General features: G+C 57.7%; 13 protein-coding genes and 1 tRNA gene. 9 read left to right on the forward strand and 5 right to left on the reverse strand.

The window, feature by feature from the left end:
• Window positions 1–337: 337 nt before the first annotated feature.
• Entirely contained in the window at window positions 338–2197 is a 1860-nt protein-coding gene (locus ACQZ40_RS02020) for an ATP-binding protein (protein WP_448747315.1), read from the forward strand.
• Between the two features lie 114 nt (window positions 2198–2311).
• Here ACQZ40_RS02020 and ACQZ40_RS02025 read toward each other — a convergent pair whose 3' ends face one another.
• The 4 genes from ACQZ40_RS02025 to ACQZ40_RS02040 all read right to left on the reverse strand — a co-directional run bounded on the left by ACQZ40_RS02025 (window position 2312) and on the right by ACQZ40_RS02040 (window position 4601).
• Entirely contained in the window at window positions 2312–2650 is a 339-nt protein-coding gene (locus tag ACQZ40_RS02025) for a hypothetical protein (RefSeq protein WP_448747316.1), read from the reverse strand.
• Complete coding sequence (locus ACQZ40_RS02030) at window positions 2634–3209, reverse strand: hypothetical protein (protein ID WP_448747317.1); 576 nt, start codon at window positions 3207–3209, stop codon at window positions 2634–2636. Before ACQZ40_RS02030 ends, ACQZ40_RS02025 begins: the two co-directional genes overlap by 17 nt.
• Window positions 3210–3426: 217 nt before the next feature.
• Window positions 3427–3502, reverse strand: a tRNA-Thr gene (locus ACQZ40_RS02035).
• 136 nt (window positions 3503–3638) lie between these two features.
• Window positions 3639–4601, reverse strand: a complete 963-nt coding sequence (locus ACQZ40_RS02040; RefSeq protein WP_125145252.1) for an NAD(P)H-dependent flavin oxidoreductase — start codon at window positions 4599–4601, stop codon at window positions 3639–3641.
• Window positions 4602–4856: 255 nt separating this feature from the next.
• Between ACQZ40_RS02040 and ACQZ40_RS02045 the strand changes: the two genes are divergently transcribed.
• Entirely contained in the window at window positions 4857–6002 is a 1146-nt protein-coding gene (locus tag ACQZ40_RS02045; protein ID WP_448747318.1) for a hypothetical protein, read from the forward strand.
• 49 nt (window positions 6003–6051) lie between these two features.
• On the opposite strand, the gene ppk2 is transcribed toward ACQZ40_RS02045, so the two are convergent.
• Entirely contained in the window at window positions 6052–6933 is an 882-nt protein-coding gene (gene ppk2 / locus ACQZ40_RS02050; RefSeq protein ID WP_080855890.1) for a polyphosphate kinase 2, read from the reverse strand.
• Window positions 6934–7166: 233 nt separating this feature from the next.
• On the opposite strand from ppk2, the gene phoR reads away from it, so the two are divergent.
• The 7 genes from phoR (at window position 7167) to phoB (ending at window position 15101) form a co-directional block, all read left to right on the forward strand.
• A complete protein-coding gene (gene phoR / locus ACQZ40_RS02055; RefSeq protein ID WP_080855891.1) occupies window positions 7167–8438 on the forward strand; it encodes a phosphate regulon sensor histidine kinase PhoR in 1272 nt (423 codons plus the stop codon).
• 195 nt (window positions 8439–8633) lie between these two features.
• Complete coding sequence (locus tag ACQZ40_RS02060) at window positions 8634–9668, forward strand: substrate-binding domain-containing protein (protein WP_065654533.1); 1035 nt, start codon at window positions 8634–8636, stop codon at window positions 9666–9668.
• A gap of 263 nt (window positions 9669–9931) precedes the next feature.
• The gene (gene pstC / locus ACQZ40_RS02065; protein WP_065654532.1) at window positions 9932–11416 is read left to right on the forward strand and encodes a phosphate ABC transporter permease subunit PstC; all 1485 of its coding nucleotides are present in this window, start codon (window positions 9932–9934) and stop codon (window positions 11414–11416) included.
• Window positions 11413–12735 (forward strand): phosphate ABC transporter permease PstA, encoded by a 1323-nt coding sequence (gene pstA / locus ACQZ40_RS02070; protein WP_003519987.1) that lies wholly within the window; start codon window positions 11413–11415, stop codon window positions 12733–12735. Before pstC ends, pstA begins: the two co-directional genes overlap by 4 nt.
• Window positions 12736–12749: 14 nt before the next feature.
• Complete coding sequence (gene pstB, locus ACQZ40_RS02075) at window positions 12750–13565, forward strand: phosphate ABC transporter ATP-binding protein PstB (RefSeq protein ID WP_003519986.1); 816 nt, start codon at window positions 12750–12752, stop codon at window positions 13563–13565.
• 96 nt (window positions 13566–13661) lie between these two features.
• A complete protein-coding gene (gene phoU, locus ACQZ40_RS02080; RefSeq protein ID WP_065654531.1) occupies window positions 13662–14387 on the forward strand; it encodes a phosphate signaling complex protein PhoU in 726 nt (241 codons plus the stop codon).
• Between the two features lie 30 nt (window positions 14388–14417).
• Window positions 14418–15101, forward strand: a complete 684-nt coding sequence (phoB, locus tag ACQZ40_RS02085; protein WP_003493692.1) for a phosphate regulon transcriptional regulator PhoB — start codon at window positions 14418–14420, stop codon at window positions 15099–15101.
• Window positions 15102–15334: the final 233 nt, after the last annotated feature.

Below are 15334 nucleotides of genomic sequence, written 5' to 3' on the forward strand. Positions count from 1 at the left end.
AGTGGGAAATACTGATGAGAGCCTAAAATAGGCCGAAATAGGGGAATCCGTTAGCTACACTTGCCGTCCGGCAGATGCAGGAATTTTGTCACTCCCTAAAAGAGATCGAATTTTCGGAAGCCGTAAAAAGGCGGCGCCGCCCCTGGTAATACAGAGCGGAAACAGAATACGTCGGTCTCATAACACCAACAAATCTGCGAGCTCCTTAATCAGTGAGGGAAGTAGTTGTTGATCAAGTGATCGAGCAAACATTTGTCAGTTCGGGGAAAACTTGACTCCTTCGGCTATCCTGACATCTTCCCTATGTACACTGCTTTACTCTGCCAGAGGGTTGAACTTGATAACTGCGGCCTCCACAGCTCGCCTCATTCTTCAACTGAATGAGGTTGACGAATCGGACGACCTCGAAGCTAAAGAAATTAGTGGTGCCGAAGTTGGAAAATCTTTCTACGAGACAGTGTGCGCGCTTCTGAATGAGCCCGACCTAGGGGGCGGGACGATACTCCTTGGAATAAAGCGTGAAGAGGGACTTTTTCCAAGCTATAGCATCAGCGGAGTGTCTAATCCTGATAAGCTTGCCAGTGATATCGTGTCGGGATGCGCGACCATCTTCAACGTTCCCATACGAGTCGACATAAAGCCTGAGAGAACGGGTAGGAAAGTCGTTCTGCGCGTGGATGTTCACGAGGCAGCAAAATCACAGAAGCCGATTTATTTTAAGAACCAACACCTTCCGCGTGGAGCATATCGGAGAGTTGGCCCGGCAGATGTAAGGTGCACCGACGAAGATTTGGCGGCATTTTTTCAAGATAAGGCCCAAGACTCCGCTGACGGTCATATCGTGAAGGAGGCCTCATGGCATGACCTAGATCAAAACGCTATAGCCGCTTACAGAAAAGCGAGAGCAATAGCATACAACGGTGCGACTGAGTTAACCTGGCCGGACGCAGAGATGCTAAAATCTCTTGGCGCAATCAAAGAGATAGATGGCAAGATAAAAATTACGCTAGCTGGCCTCCTGCTCTTCGGCAATCAGATGGCACTCAGGCGACTGATACCTACCCACCGCGTCGATTACTTGAGGGTCAGCTCCTTGGGATGGGCAGAGGACTTAGACCAGCCCTTCGAATCTCTAGAAATGCGCGGCCCTCTCATTTTGCTTATCAGCCGCATCATCGCCGCTGTAGGAGATGACCTTCCGAAAGCCTTCCAAATGGACAGCGGAGTTGAGGGGCAGCGCAGAGAGACGCCTGTCATTCCTTTTCGTGTGATTCGAGAAGCAGTTGTGAACGCGTTAATGCACCGAAGCTACAAGCAAAATCGTCCTGTACAAATTGTGCGTTATCCAAATCGTATTGTGATAAAGAATCCTGGCTATTCCCTAAAATCGCAGGACAGGTTCGATGAATCGGGCTCTCTGCTTCGTAATCCCTACGTAGCGGAGGTGTTGCACGAGACACTTTTTGCCGAAACCAAAGGCAGCGGGATAAAAGTTATGAGGCAGAAAATGGCGCAAAGCGGCCTTGCTGCGCCGGCGTTCGATTCTGACCGCGATGCTGATGAATTTATTGCGACTTTCCTTTTCCATCACTTTTTGGATGATAACGACGTCGCATGGCTTTCGAACTTTAGCACACTGCAGTTGAGTGAAGACCAAATGAAAGCCCTTATTTTTGTAAGAGAAGTGGGGGCTATAAATAACGCCCGGTATCGCAGCCTCACAGGAGTCGATACGCTTTCCGCAAGCAAAAGCCTCAGGAAGTTAAAGGTTCTCGAGCTTCTCACAGAGGAGGGGGCGGGTGCGAAAACCACATATGTTCCTGCACCATTATTCAATAAACTCGCTAACAAGGATGGTCCAGCGGTAAGTTCAGGTTTTACCATGGATGGTAAGGCCGAGACCCTGTCCATAGCAAACGCAAGCGACTTGATCAAAGAGATGCCGGAAAAGCTTCGAAAAGATGTACGGACGGCTCAGCTTTCTCAAAGAATGCGGCCTGATGTCGCCCTCACTCTCATCGTACGTATGTGCAAATGGAAAGCGCTCTCGCTTTCGGAAATAGCCGGCCTTCTGGATAAATCCGCGCCACACATCTCAACTAAATATATCCAGCCGTTGGTAGCTGAAGGGCTTTTATCTTACACCATCCCAGAAATGGTTCAGCATCCTCGACAAAAATATAAGGCGTCGACGTAGTTCAGAGTTGGTGAATGACCTAGCGCAAAGGATACGCCGTTCGCCGCCTTCCGCTGTCGCTTTGGCGTACTTTCAACACAATAGCTGCCGGGCATTCTTTGTCTCTAAGGTGGCTTACTTCAGCAGTTTGGCCAGCTCTCCTTCTACTTCGCCGATTGCTTCGTCTACGTTATAATAGGAACGCCGCGCAGCCTCGTGCACTGCTTCAAGTGCACCGAATTTTGGGCTGTATTGGGTAGCGCGTAAAGCATCGACCACAATCGTACCTTTCCGCAACTGAGCGGTAAATCCGCTGGTTTCTTCAATGTCGTCAAACCAATGCCACACAAGAAAGGTGAAAACAGGCCCTATCGCCACGGAATAGCCATCGTCAATGTCTCCTTGGCGCCAGTCGAGTTTCCCTGAATTTGTAGCATCGACAAGCGTTGGGAGAATGTCATCGATCGTTCGCATCACTTAGCTCCGTAGTTTTTTTTGCCTTCGATATTTTTTCGATCATGTCCATTTGCTCTATTAGTCCGTGTATTGCTCGGTAGAGTTTGGGTAGGCTATACGTGCTTTTTCCTTCGTGAGCATTTAGAAGCTGCGTCTCAACCGTTTTGATTGCCAACCTGACATGTTCCGGCACTGCATTTGAATCGTGGTGAGCCTGGAGGATGTTTCGCTTTATACCGACATAGTAGCTTTGCGCTTCTTGGAGATGCGAATTTTGCATCATGAAAAGCAGGGTGGAAAGTTGGGCACCTGCATAAGACGCGTTTGAAATGTTAAGCTTTGCCTCAAGGGCGCCAATTGCTCTGTGAATTTCACCTGCCATAGCCATCGCTCTGCCAGACGACGCTTCGGCATTTGCGGCGTGGCTCTTCGCGCTCTCCGCATTGGCGTTTGCACTCTTCGTCTTTCGAAAAATAGCGGGCAGCCCGAAGGCAGCGACAGCAAGGCTGAGCCATCCAGCAAGAGCTGCACCTGCATCTCCAAATATCCAAGCTACCAAAGAAGCAAGCATTTCCAATCTTTAAGTTCCGACGAAGCAGGGGAACGGGGATACCGGTAATGAGATAGCCCAGCCGAATTAATAACAGGTGCACATTGCTTGCACGCAGCATCGGTATCAAAACTTGTCTACCAAAGAGGTTGCCTACCGTCATCAAAAAGGTGGGCAGAAAGGTGGATATAATGACGACGTCCAAAGCTAGAGCGTTGAAATATCCGCAATTTTTAATGAAAAATGGTGCCGCTTACGTGACTCGAACACGTGACCCCGTCATTACGAATGACGTGCTCTACCAACTGAGCTAAAGCGGCCCGATTGTGACCCGTTTGTTGCGGATCAGCTTCATGGCGGGCTGATACAGGCAATGCTGACGGATTTCAAGCCTTGAATGTGCTGGTTTTGAAATTTCCGCAAAAAGCTTTGCCTGTCCATTGTTTGCCGGAGACTTCAGCCTTTCCCGCAGATGCGCTTTTTGGCGGTTTCATATTCATTTGCCAGACGATCGACGAGCGCCGCCACCGGTTCCACCGCCTTGACGGCGCCGATGCCTTGCCCCGCGCCCCATATATCTTTCCAGGCCTTGGCGCCGCCGGAGACCGTTTCGAAGTCCATTTTCGAAGGATCGGCTTCGGGCAGATTGTCGGGATCCATGCCGGAGGCGACGATCGAGCTTTTCAGGTAGTTTCCGTGTACGCCCGTGAAATAGTTCGAATAGACGATATCCTTGGCCTGCGCGTCCACAATCGCCTGCTTGTAGCCTTCGGAAGCGCGCGCTTCCTCGGTGGCGATGAAGGGAGAGCCGATATAGGCCATATCCGCGCCCATGGCCTGCGCCGCGAGAACGGAGCCGCCATTGGCGATGGCGCCGGCCAGCAGCAGCGGGCCGTCGAACCATTCGCGGATTTCCTGAACGAGGGCGAAGGGCGAAAGCGTGCCCGCATGTCCGCCGGCACCCGTCGCCACCGCGATCAGCCCATCCGCGCCCTTGCGAATGGCGGAGCGGGCATGGCGGTCGTTGATGACGTCATGCAGCACGATGCCGCCATAGGAATGCACGGCCGCATTGACCTCCGGCACCGCGCCAAGCGAAGAAATCACCACCGGCACCTTGTATTTCACGCAAAGGCCGAGATCGTGCTCCAGCCGCTTGTTGGACATGTGCACGATCTGGTTGACCGCGAAGGGCGCCGCCGGGCGCTCGGGATTGGCCCGGTTGTGAGCGTCAAGCTCCTCGGTGATCATTGCCAGCCACTCGTCGAGCTGGCTTTCGGGCCGCGCATTGAGCGCCGGGAAAGCGCCGATGACGCCCGCCTTGCACTGCGCCAGCGTCAGCTGCGGATGTGAAATGATGAATAGCGGTGATGCTATGACCGGAAGACGCAGATTGTCTTTCAGCACGGACGGCAGCATGTCTCCTCCCACGAATTACGTTTACGCGCACGTAAGTCAATATCGCGTTCAGCAGCATATTGAAAGCGAAAACAGCGTGGCATTCGCCTCTCGAATCTGCGTTCGTAGCGCCACAATGAATTGATTTTCCCCAAGGCAATCCGGTCTTTATCACAAACGATGCTTGCGGAGGGGCGGTATAGCCGTTACCGAATCGTGAACCCATGGCGCAGCGCCGCATATTTTTTGCAAAGCGCAATAGAACAAGGATCGGTCGTGAGCGGACTGGAAACGGCAATCAGAAATGCTCTGGAAAAATCGGACAGATCGAACGCCGAAGTTCGTGCACGGATTTACCAATCCTCCCGCCAGGCACTGGAAGCGGGCCTGCGCAAGCAGGGCATAGACGATCCGCAGGTTGTCTCCCAGCAGCGCCAGCGGCTTGAAGGCCTGATCCACCAGATCGAGAATGAAGAGCGCAACCGGCTTCTGGACAGGGTGGAGCAGCAATTGCGTCCTCCCGCACCGGAAAGTCCGGCGCAGGACGATCACTCGGTCGATCCCGTTTCGCAGACGCCTCACCACGGCGATGTGGGTGTTGAGCCGGAGTTGCGTGGTGAAACGCGCGATGTGCGGCCGGGCGGCGCCGCTGCTCCGGCGCCGCTGAGTGCGGGGCAGCGCAATGGCAAGCCGCCGAAGAGAGGCTCCCGCGCGGGCGATGCTTCGCTTGCCTTCCGGCCGGAAGTCGCGGTTGGCCGCCGCAAGCGCCGCGGGCTTTTCGCCCGGCTTTTCATCTACGTGACGCTTCTGGCCTTTATCGGTTTCGGGGCCTGGTGGGTCTATTCCTCAGGCCTCCTGCTGTCGCCGGAGCAGCGCGATACCAGCGTGCCCAATCCGCCGGCGCAGGTGCAGGCGGAGGATTTCAACGGGACGGAGCCCGCGCCGAGCCTTTCCGCCGGCCGTGGTTTTTCCGACGACTGGGTGGAAGTCTTCAATGCGGAGCGTGGCAGTTCCGGTGTTTCGGCCGGCCCGCGCGCCAATGTCGAAAACATCGCCACACCCGCCGGCAAGGCGATAAAGGTGACCTCGAGAAGTGTCTCGCAGGATGGCGCCGTCAGCGTCGAGGTTCCGGTGGAGGTGATGCGGGATATGGCGGGTAAGTCCTCGACCATTTCGATCACGCTGCAATCCTCCAGCGACCGGCAGACCCAGGTGTCCGTCGCCTGCGATTTCGCGACATTGGGCGATTGCTCCCGCCACCGCTTCACCGCCACGGCCGAGCGCGCGGACATGCTGCTGAACACGACATTCGAACGATCTCTCGCCCCCAATGCGCCGGGCAGGATCTTCATCAACAGCGACATCGATGGCAGCGGCCGCCCGGTCAATCTTTATTCCGTGCGCATTCTGCCGGGCCAGTAAGGGAAAGACAGGCGTCTCGAATGGAGGCGCCTGTCAGCGTCTTCCGGTCCTATTTGAGAAAATCCGGCCCAGATCCCAAAATCTTGTCGTCGATTTCGCCGATTGCCTTTTTGTCCTTGCCCTCATAGTCGAGCGCAAGGAGAATGTGACGGATGAGGTTTACCCGCGCGCGGCGCTTGTCGTTGGCGCGCACCACCGTCCAGGGGGCGGCATCGGTGTGGGTCTTTTCCAGCATTTCGTCGCGCTTTTGCGTGTAGTCGTCCCATTTCGTCAGCGCCGCTATGTCCATATCCGAAAGCTTCCAGCATTTCAGCGGGCTGTGGCGACGGTCATGGAAGCGTTCGATCTGCGTTTCGCGGCCGATGTCGAGCCAGAACTTGAACAGATGAACGTCCTCATGGACCAGCATCTTTTCCAGGCGCGGCGTTTCCTTGAGGAAACGCTTATGTTCCTCCGGCGTGCAGAAACCCATGACCGGCTCTACGCCTGCGCGGTTATACCACGAGCGGTCGAAGAGAACGAATTCGCCGGCGGTCGGAAAATGCGAGATATAGCGCTGGAAATACCATTGGCCGCGTTCGGTTTCCGTCGGTTTGGTCAGCGCCACCACGCGGGCATAGCGGGGGTTGAGATAGGCCCGGGTCGCGAAGATCGCGCCGCCCTTGCCCGCCGCATCGCGGCCCTCGAAAACCGCCATGACCCTTTTGCCGGTGGCCTGCAGCCAGAACTGCACCTTGACCAGCTCCACCTGCAGCGCCTCGAGGGTGCTGTCGTAGTCCTCCCGCTTCATCTTCTTGTCGTAGGGAAAATCGCCGGCGGAAAGTTTCTTTTCCTCAACCCAGTCAGGAAGAACCGGATCGTCGATGTCGAAGCTGCGCAGTTTGCCGCCTATGGTGATATCGACCGTCCGCTTCTTCGTTTCTTCGCCCATGGTTTCCTCCGGCTGTTGTTGTGTAAAGGCAACTCGACGCCAATGAGTTCACATCCATTGCCAGAATTCAAGTGAAACAGGAGCGCTTGACCGGGGTGCTGCGGCGGCAGCGATTGCGGCGTCGATTTCGCACATATACGTTGTGGAAAATGCGCGATGATGAATCTCTGTCATGAAACTGGCCTATGAGATTTCGATGCGCTGTCAGATGAAAGTGGAAAGAGCAGGCTGAAATGGCAGTCATGGAAGGCGATGGTGGGTTAAGGCGTTTGGGAAGGAAGCTCGGTCGAAACTGGTTGCCCGTTCTCATCGTCAGCATGCTCGCCATCGTGGCCGTTGCCGAGCTCAACACGCCCTATATGCCCGCCGCCCTGTGGCTTTGCGCCGTCATTGCCATCCTCGCCGCCCGGGAGGGGCCGGCGGCGGCTCCCCCAAAAGACGGGAGCCCGGCTGAGGAGGCAGATGAGCAAGAAGTGCCCGGCGAAAGCGTCATTTCCGGCGTAAGGGCGGGCCTCGCGGTTCTGGATACCCCCGTTTTCATTCTCGACAGGAACGCCAGCGTGCTGTTTCAGAACGGCGCGGCCGAGCGCGCCTTCGGCCAGTTGCCCGCCGGGGCGCATATTTCCGCCCGGCTGCGCTCTCCCGGCCTCCTGGATGTCATTCGCGAAACCATCACCACCGGCCAGCCTAACCAGGTCGAACATTCGGAGCGCTTCCCTTCCGAACGGGTCTTCATCGTTCGTATCGCCCGTGCGGATGCGGGAGAGGGGGCAGGCCCGCCATTCTATATCCTGTCGTTCCGCGACGTCTCGGAGCTTCGCCGCATCGACCGCATGCGCAGCGACTTCGTCGCCAATGCCAGCCATGAATTGCGCACACCGCTCGCCTCGCTGCGCGGTTTCATCGAAACCATGCAGGGGCCGGCGCGCAACGACCCGAAGGCGCAGGAACGTTTCCTTGCCATCATGCTGGATCAGGCAACCCGCATGAGCAGGCTGGTGGACGATCTCATGTCGCTGTCGCGGCTGGAATTGCGGGCCAACATCGCGCCCGACCAGAAGGTCGATCTCGTTCCCGTCATTGGCCATGTGCGCGATACCCTGCTGCCGCTTGCCGACGAGCTGGATGTGACCATCACGCTGCACTTGCCCGACCGGCCGGCAGAGGTGCAGGGAGACCGCGACGAGCTGGTGCAGGTATTCCAGAACCTCGTTGAAAATGCTTGCAAATACGGCCAGGAAGGCAAGGTCGTGGATGTCTGGCTGCGGGCCGAACCCGGCAAGCCGGTGGAGGTGAGCGTTATCGACAAGGGGCCCGGTATTCCCGCCGAACATGTGCCGCGTCTGACGGAGCGTTTTTATCGCGTCAGCGTCGCCGACAGCCGCTCGAAAAAGGGCACGGGTCTCGGACTTGCCATCGTCAAGCACATCCTCACCCGCCACCGCGCCCGCCTCATCATTAAATCGGAATTGGGCAGCGGCACGGACTTCACTGTGAGATTCTGACATAAAATATGTATCTGCTTTTAATGTCGCGCATATTTATAAATAAAATCAATAGGTTAGATTGTCACAAATCTTTCGTCAAAGTGACATAAAAGGATGGGGCTACGGTGGTTAAGAAAAGGTCGCCGAGCGCAAGCTAAGAGCGAGTGTCGCTATCGGCTGCGTCCACAACAAAGCCCACGACGGGAGAGACAAATGAACATCGTTAAATTTTCCGCAGCAGCTCTGGTGGCTTCTGTCGCCTTCGCTGGCGCCGCCGCTGCTCGCGACCAGATCCAGGTTGCCGGTTCCTCCACAGTTCTGCCTTACGCCAAGATCGTTGCCGAGACCTTTGCCGAAACCTTCCCGAACTTCAAGGCTCCCGTTGTTGAGTCCGGCGGCACGGGCGGCGGTCTGAAGGCTTTCTGCTCGGGCGTCGGCGAAGGCACCATCGACATTGCAAACGCTTCGCGCAAGATCAAGAGCGACGAACTGGCCGCCTGTAAGGCTGCTGGCGTTGCCGACGTTCAGGAAGTGAAGATCGGTTACGACGGTATCGTCTTCGCAATGGACTCTTCCAACAAGGACATCAAGCTCGAGCCGAAGGATCTGTACCTTGCGCTCGCCGCTGAAGTCGTCAAGGACGGCAAGCTCGTTGCCAACCCTTACAAGAAATGGTCGGAAATCAACAAGGAACTGCCTGATGTAGCAATCGCTGCTTACATCCCGGGTTCCAAGCACGGCACGCGCGAAGTCTTCGAAGAGAAGATCATGGCTGACGGCTGCAAGGAAGCCAAGGCGACCGACGTCATCAAGACGCTCATCACCGACGCCAAGCAGGCTGCTGCCAAGTGCGTTGCAGTCCGTAAGGACGGCGCGGCAGTCGACATCGACGGCGACTACACCGAAACGCTTGCTCGCATCGATGCCAACAAGACCGGCCTCGGCGTTTTCGGCCTCGCTTTCTATGAAAACAACGCTGACCGTCTGAAGGTCGCGACCGTTTCGGGCGTCGTTCCGTCCACCGAAACCGTCGCCAGCGGCAAGTACCCGGTTTCCCGCCCGCTGTTCTTCTACGTGAAGAAAGCTCACCTGGGCGTTATCCCGGGCCTTAAGGAATATGTCGAGTTCTTCGTTTCCGATGAAATGATCGGCCCGGATTCCCCGCTCGCCAACTACGGCCTGGTTGCTGCTCCGGACGCAGAGCGCGAAGAAATCCGCTCGAAGTTCTCGGCCGGCTCCACGATGTAATGAAGAAAGAGGGGTGCGGCTTTGCCGTGCCCCTCATTCGGCTTCGCTTGGGCCGTCGTCCGCGGTTGACAGTTCCTACTCATCGCCATCCACATGATTGTCGATGGATTACAGATGGATAGGATGTATCAACCTTGACGCTTGCCAGACTATGATACAGTCAGGCGGCAGGCATCATGGGATGGTCCAGCGGTCTCGTTTTGATGACTTTTTGATTTGCCCGATATCGCACCGTGCTCTTGAGGCACGCCGAGGGAACTCTAATGAACACATCGATCCTTTTGCTGATACTGGCGCTCATCGGCATCGGCAGCTATCTGCTCGGCAGCCGCCGTGCCGTTGCCCTGTCTGGCGGTCGCCCCTCCAGCATGCATTCCCGTGCCGGTTATCACGGTTCCTACGCGGTCGTCTGGGCGGTGCTGCCCGCGGCGTTCATTCTCTGTGCCTGGCTCATTGTCAGCCCATTGCTCGTCACTTCGGCGGTGCGCGGTAGTTTCCCCGAGGATGTCCGGGCGCAATCCGAAGCGCAGCAGAGCCTGACCTACGGTATGGTGACCTCCATCGCCCGTGGCCTCCAGCGGCTGACGCCGGAGGAAACCGCACAGGTCGAGGCCGATACGGCTGCGGTCCGGCCGCTTCTGGCATCGAAAGGTGTTGCAATCGCCGGCGATCCCGAGCGGTTCATGGTCGATGCCGCCCACACGCTCAACAGCATGACCTCCACCAGCCGTATCGCGATGATCGCCGTCGTGCTGCTGGCCGCGCTCGGCGGCGGCGCCTATGCGCTGCGTGCAATCGCGCCGCGTTTCCGGGCGCGCAACCAGGTCGAGAAAGTCATTCTCGCGGCCCTGCTCGTCGCCTCGTCCATCGCCATCCTCACGACCATCGGCATCGTCCTGTCGATGCTGACGGAGGCGATCCAGTTCTTCACCATGGTTCCGGCGCACCAGTTCTTTTTCGGAACGGTCTGGGATCCGCGTTTTGCAGCGGCAGGCGCTACCGATTCCTCCGGCCAGTTCGGCCTGATCCCGCTGCTCGCCGGCACGCTTTATATCGGCTTCGTCGCCATGCTGGTTGCGGTTCCGGTCGGTCTCTTCTCGGCGATCTACATGGCGGAATATGCCTCGCCGCGCTTCCGCTCCATGGCAAAGCCGCTGCTTGAAGTGCTCGCCGGCATTCCCACCATCGTCTACGGCTTCTTCGCGCTCACGACGGTCGGTCCTTTCCTCAGAGACATTTCCACGCAGATCAACGGCCTGGCGACGGGCAACTACGCCAACTTCATCCAGGCGCAGAGCGTCATCACCGCCGGCTTCGTCATGGGCATCATGCTGATCCCCTATGTGTCGTCGCTGTCGGACGACATCATCACCGCTGTGCCGCGCTCGCTGCGTGACGGTTCGCTCGGTCTTGGCGCCACGCGTTCCGAGACGATCAAGAGGGTCATTATTCCGGCCGCTCTTCCCGGCATCGTCGGCGCCGTGCTGATGACGGCTTCGCGCGCCATCGGCGAAACCATGATCGTGGTTCTTGCGGCCGGTGTTGCTGCCCGCCTGCAGCTCAATCCCTTCGAGCCCATGACCACGGTGACGGTCAAGATCGTCAGCCAGCTCACCGGCGACCTTGAATTCACCTCGCCGCAGACGCTGGTTGCCTTTGCGCTCGGCATCACGCTTTTCGCCATCACGCTTTGCCTGAATATCTACGCGCTTTACATCGTGCGCAAATACCGGGAGCAATATGAATGACCGACATCGTCTCTCCCGCAGCCGGCGCGAGCGCCGTCAACAAGGCCACGCGCCGTGATATCGGCATCAAGCGCCGTTATGCCGCCGAACGCCGCTTCCGTGCCTACGGCATGGCAGCGATTTCCTTCGGCCTCATCTTTCTCTTCCTGCTGCTTTTCTCGGTGGTTTCCAAGGGTTACACCGCTTTCCAGCAGACGATGATCACCGTTCCGGTCGAGTTTTCCGAACAGATCATCGATCCGAAAAATGAGCGGGCCACCAATCCCACAAAGCTGATGACGGCCAATTATCCCGTCATCGCCCGCGATGCTGTCGCCAAGGTCCTTGGCGTTGCGCCGACCGATCGCGCCGGTCTACGCGCCGTCAACCTCTTGATCTCGGACAGCGTGCGCACGCAGCTTCGCGATATCGTCGTCGCCGATCCCGCCGTCATCGGCACCACGCGCACTGTCACGCTGCTGGCGTCTGGCGACGTCGACAGCGCCTTCAAGGGCCAGGTCGACCTGACGGCGGATGAAGCCAATCGCCGTATCTCGAACCAGCAACTCGGCTGGATGAACCAGCTCGCCGAAAGTGGCCAGCTCGGCAAACATTTCAATACCGGCATCTTCGTCAACGGCGCGTCGAGCCGTCCGGAAGCGGCGGGTGTCGGTGTGGCGCTGATCGGCTCCTTCTACATGATGCTGATCGTGCTGGTGCTGTCATTGCCAATTGGCGTTGCGGCCTCCATCTATCTCGAGGAATTCGCCCCGAAGAACCGTCTGACGGATCTTATCGAGGTGAATATCAACAATCTCGCGGCCGTTCCTTCGATTGTTTACGGTCTGCTCGGCCTCTCGGTCTTCATCAACTTCATGGGCTTTCCGCGCTCGGCCTCGCTGGTCGGCGGCCTCGTCCTGACGCTGATGACCCTGCCGACGATCATCATCGCGACGCGCGCTGCCCTGAAAGCCGTGCCGCCGTCTATCCGCGCCGCCGCCCTTGGCCTCGGCGCTTCCAAGATGCAGACGATCTTCCACCATGTGCTGCCGCTCGCCATGCCCGGCATTCTGACCGGCACCATCATCGGTCTCGCCCATGCGCTGGGCGAAACGGCGCCGCTGCTCTTGATCGGCATGGTGGCATTCGTTGCGAATTATCCGACAACGCCGATGGATCCGTCCACGGCCCTGCCGGTGCAGATTTACATGTGGGCGAACGAAGCCGAGCGCGCCTTTGTCGAAAGGACATCCGGCGCTATCATCATCCTGCTTTTGTTCCTCATCGTCATGAATGTTGGCGCAATCCTGTTGCGTCGCCGCTTCGAACGGCGCTGGTAGAGGGAGCTTGAGCAATGAACATGTTGTCGGAAGCAGCAGTTGAAAAGGCGCTGGACAAGAAAATGAATGAAGTCTCATACAAGATGATCGGCAAGGACGTTTCGGTTTATTACGGCGAAAAGCGCGCGCTTTACGACGTGAACCTCAACGTTCGGGAAAATACGGTGACCGCGCTTATCGGCCCGTCCGGCTGCGGCAAATCCACCTTCCTGCGTACCCTGAACCGTATGAACGACACGATCGACGGTTGCCGGGTCACCGGCAAGATCACGCTCGACACCGACGATATCTACGATCAGGCGATTGACGTCGTGGAATTGCGCGCCCGCGTCGGCATGGTGTTCCAGAAACCGAACCCCTTCCCGAAGTCGATCTATGAAAACATTTCCTACGGTCCGCGCATCCATGGTCTCGCCCGCAATAAGGCGGATATGGACCAGATCGTCGAGCAGAGCCTGCAGAAGGCGGGTCTCTGGAACGAGGTTAAGGATCGTCTGCACGAATCCGGCACCGGTCTTTCCGGCGGTCAGCAGCAGCGTCTGTGCATCGCACGCGCCGTTGCCGTCAGCCCGGAAGTGATCCTGATGGACGAGCCCTGCTCGGCTCTCGACCCGATCGCGACCGCAAAGGTCGAAGAATTGATCCACGAGCTGCGCACCAATTACACCATCGTCATCGTCACGCACTCCATGCAGCAGGCGGCGCGTGTTTCCCAGCGCACGGCCATGTTCCATCTTGGTCATCTTGTCGAGGAAAACGAAACCGACAAGATGTTCACCAATCCGGACGACCAGCGCACGCAGGATTACATCATGGGCCGCTTCGGCTGATCCCGGCCGGCGCTTTATCGAAACCGAACAAGACTGGTGCTTCTGCCGTGCCCGCTTCCGGGTACGCGCATGCAGGCCAAGCCGGAGGACTAGACCATGACACAGACAACGACCCATTCGCATATTCTGTCGGCCTATGACGACGAACTGAAATTCCTTACGCGTCGTATCGCCGAAATGGGCGGTCTTGCGGAGCAGATGTGCGCCGACGCCGTGCGCGCGCTCGTCAATTCCGATGCCGCGCTCGCCCAGAAGGTCATTTCCGACGATGCGATCCTCGACCACGCCGAGCGCGAGATCGGCGACAAGGCCATCGTCACCATCGCCAAACGCCAGCCGATGGCGGCAGACCTTCGCGAGATCATCGGCACCCTGCGTATTGCAGCTGACCTTGAACGCGTCGGCGACCTTGGCAAAAACACAGCCAAGCGCGTCATCGCGGTTGCCGGCACCGGCGTGCCGCGCAAGCTCGCCCGTGGCATCGAACACCTGTCGGAACTGGCGCTGGTGCAGCTCAAGGAAGTGCTGGACGTCTATTCCACGCGTTCCGCCGAGAAGGCCAATGCCATTCGCGAGCGCGACGAAGAAATCGACGCCATGTACACGTCGCTCTTCCGTGAGCTTCTGACCTACATGATGGAAGATCCGCGCAACATCACCACCTGCACGCATCTTCTGTTCTGCGCCAAGAACATCGAGCGTATCGGCGACCACGCCACCAATATCGCCGAAACGATCTATTACATGACCACCGGCAGCCAGCCGGAAGGCGAGCGTCCGAAGGACGACAGTTCCAACACGCTCGGTTCGGTGACCGAGTAACAGACAGGCAGCGGCTTGCGGAGTTAGTATATGGTGCCCAAGATTGCAGTTGTGGAAGATGAGGAAGCGCTGAGCGTCCTGCTTCGTTACAATCTCGAGGCTGAGGGATATGACGTCGACACGATACCCCGTGGAGACGAGGCAGAAATCAGGCTGCAGGAACGTATTCCGGACCTCCTTATCCTGGATTGGATGCTTCCCGGCGTTTCCGGTATCGAACTTTGCCGTCGGCTCAGGATGCGGCCGGAAACCGAGCGCCTGCCCATCATCATGCTGACGGCGCGCGGCGAGGAAAGCGAAAGGGTTCGCGGCCTCGCCACCGGCGCCGACGATTATGTCGTCAAGCCGTTCTCGACACCGGAACTCATGGCCCGCGTCAAGGCGATGCTGCGCCGCGCCCGCCCGGAGGTTCTGTCTTCGGTGCTGAAATGCGGCGATATCGAACTGGATCGCGAGACCCATCGCGTTCACCGCAAGAGCCGCGAAGTGCGCCTCGGCCCGACGGAGTTCCGCCTGCTGGAATTCCTGATGACCTCTCCCGGCCGGGTGTTTTCCCGCTCGCAATTGCTGGATGGTGTGTGGGGTCACGATATCTATGTGGATGAGCGCACCGTCGACGTGCATGTCGGACGTCTGCGCAAGGCGCTCAATTTTTCGCATATGCAGGATGTCATCCGCACCGTGCGCGGCGCCGGATATTCAATGGAAGCCTGAGAAAACCGAAACCGATGGTTTCACTCGGGATAAATTCCCTAAAAATCAGAAGGCCCGAGACCGGAACGGTGTCGGGCCTTTCGATTTTGAACCTTCCGCACATGCGTATCCTTGTTCTTTTGAGCGATAGAAGGTCTGCTGAAAGCCGGATTGCGCGGTGAAACCTGTCGGGAGGAAGGGCGCGGCACGTCGCCGATAAATTCCGAGCATTTGCCGCAAGGGGCCCATCGCGG

Source organism: Agrobacterium sp. 16-172Ci (assembly GCF_053522725.1).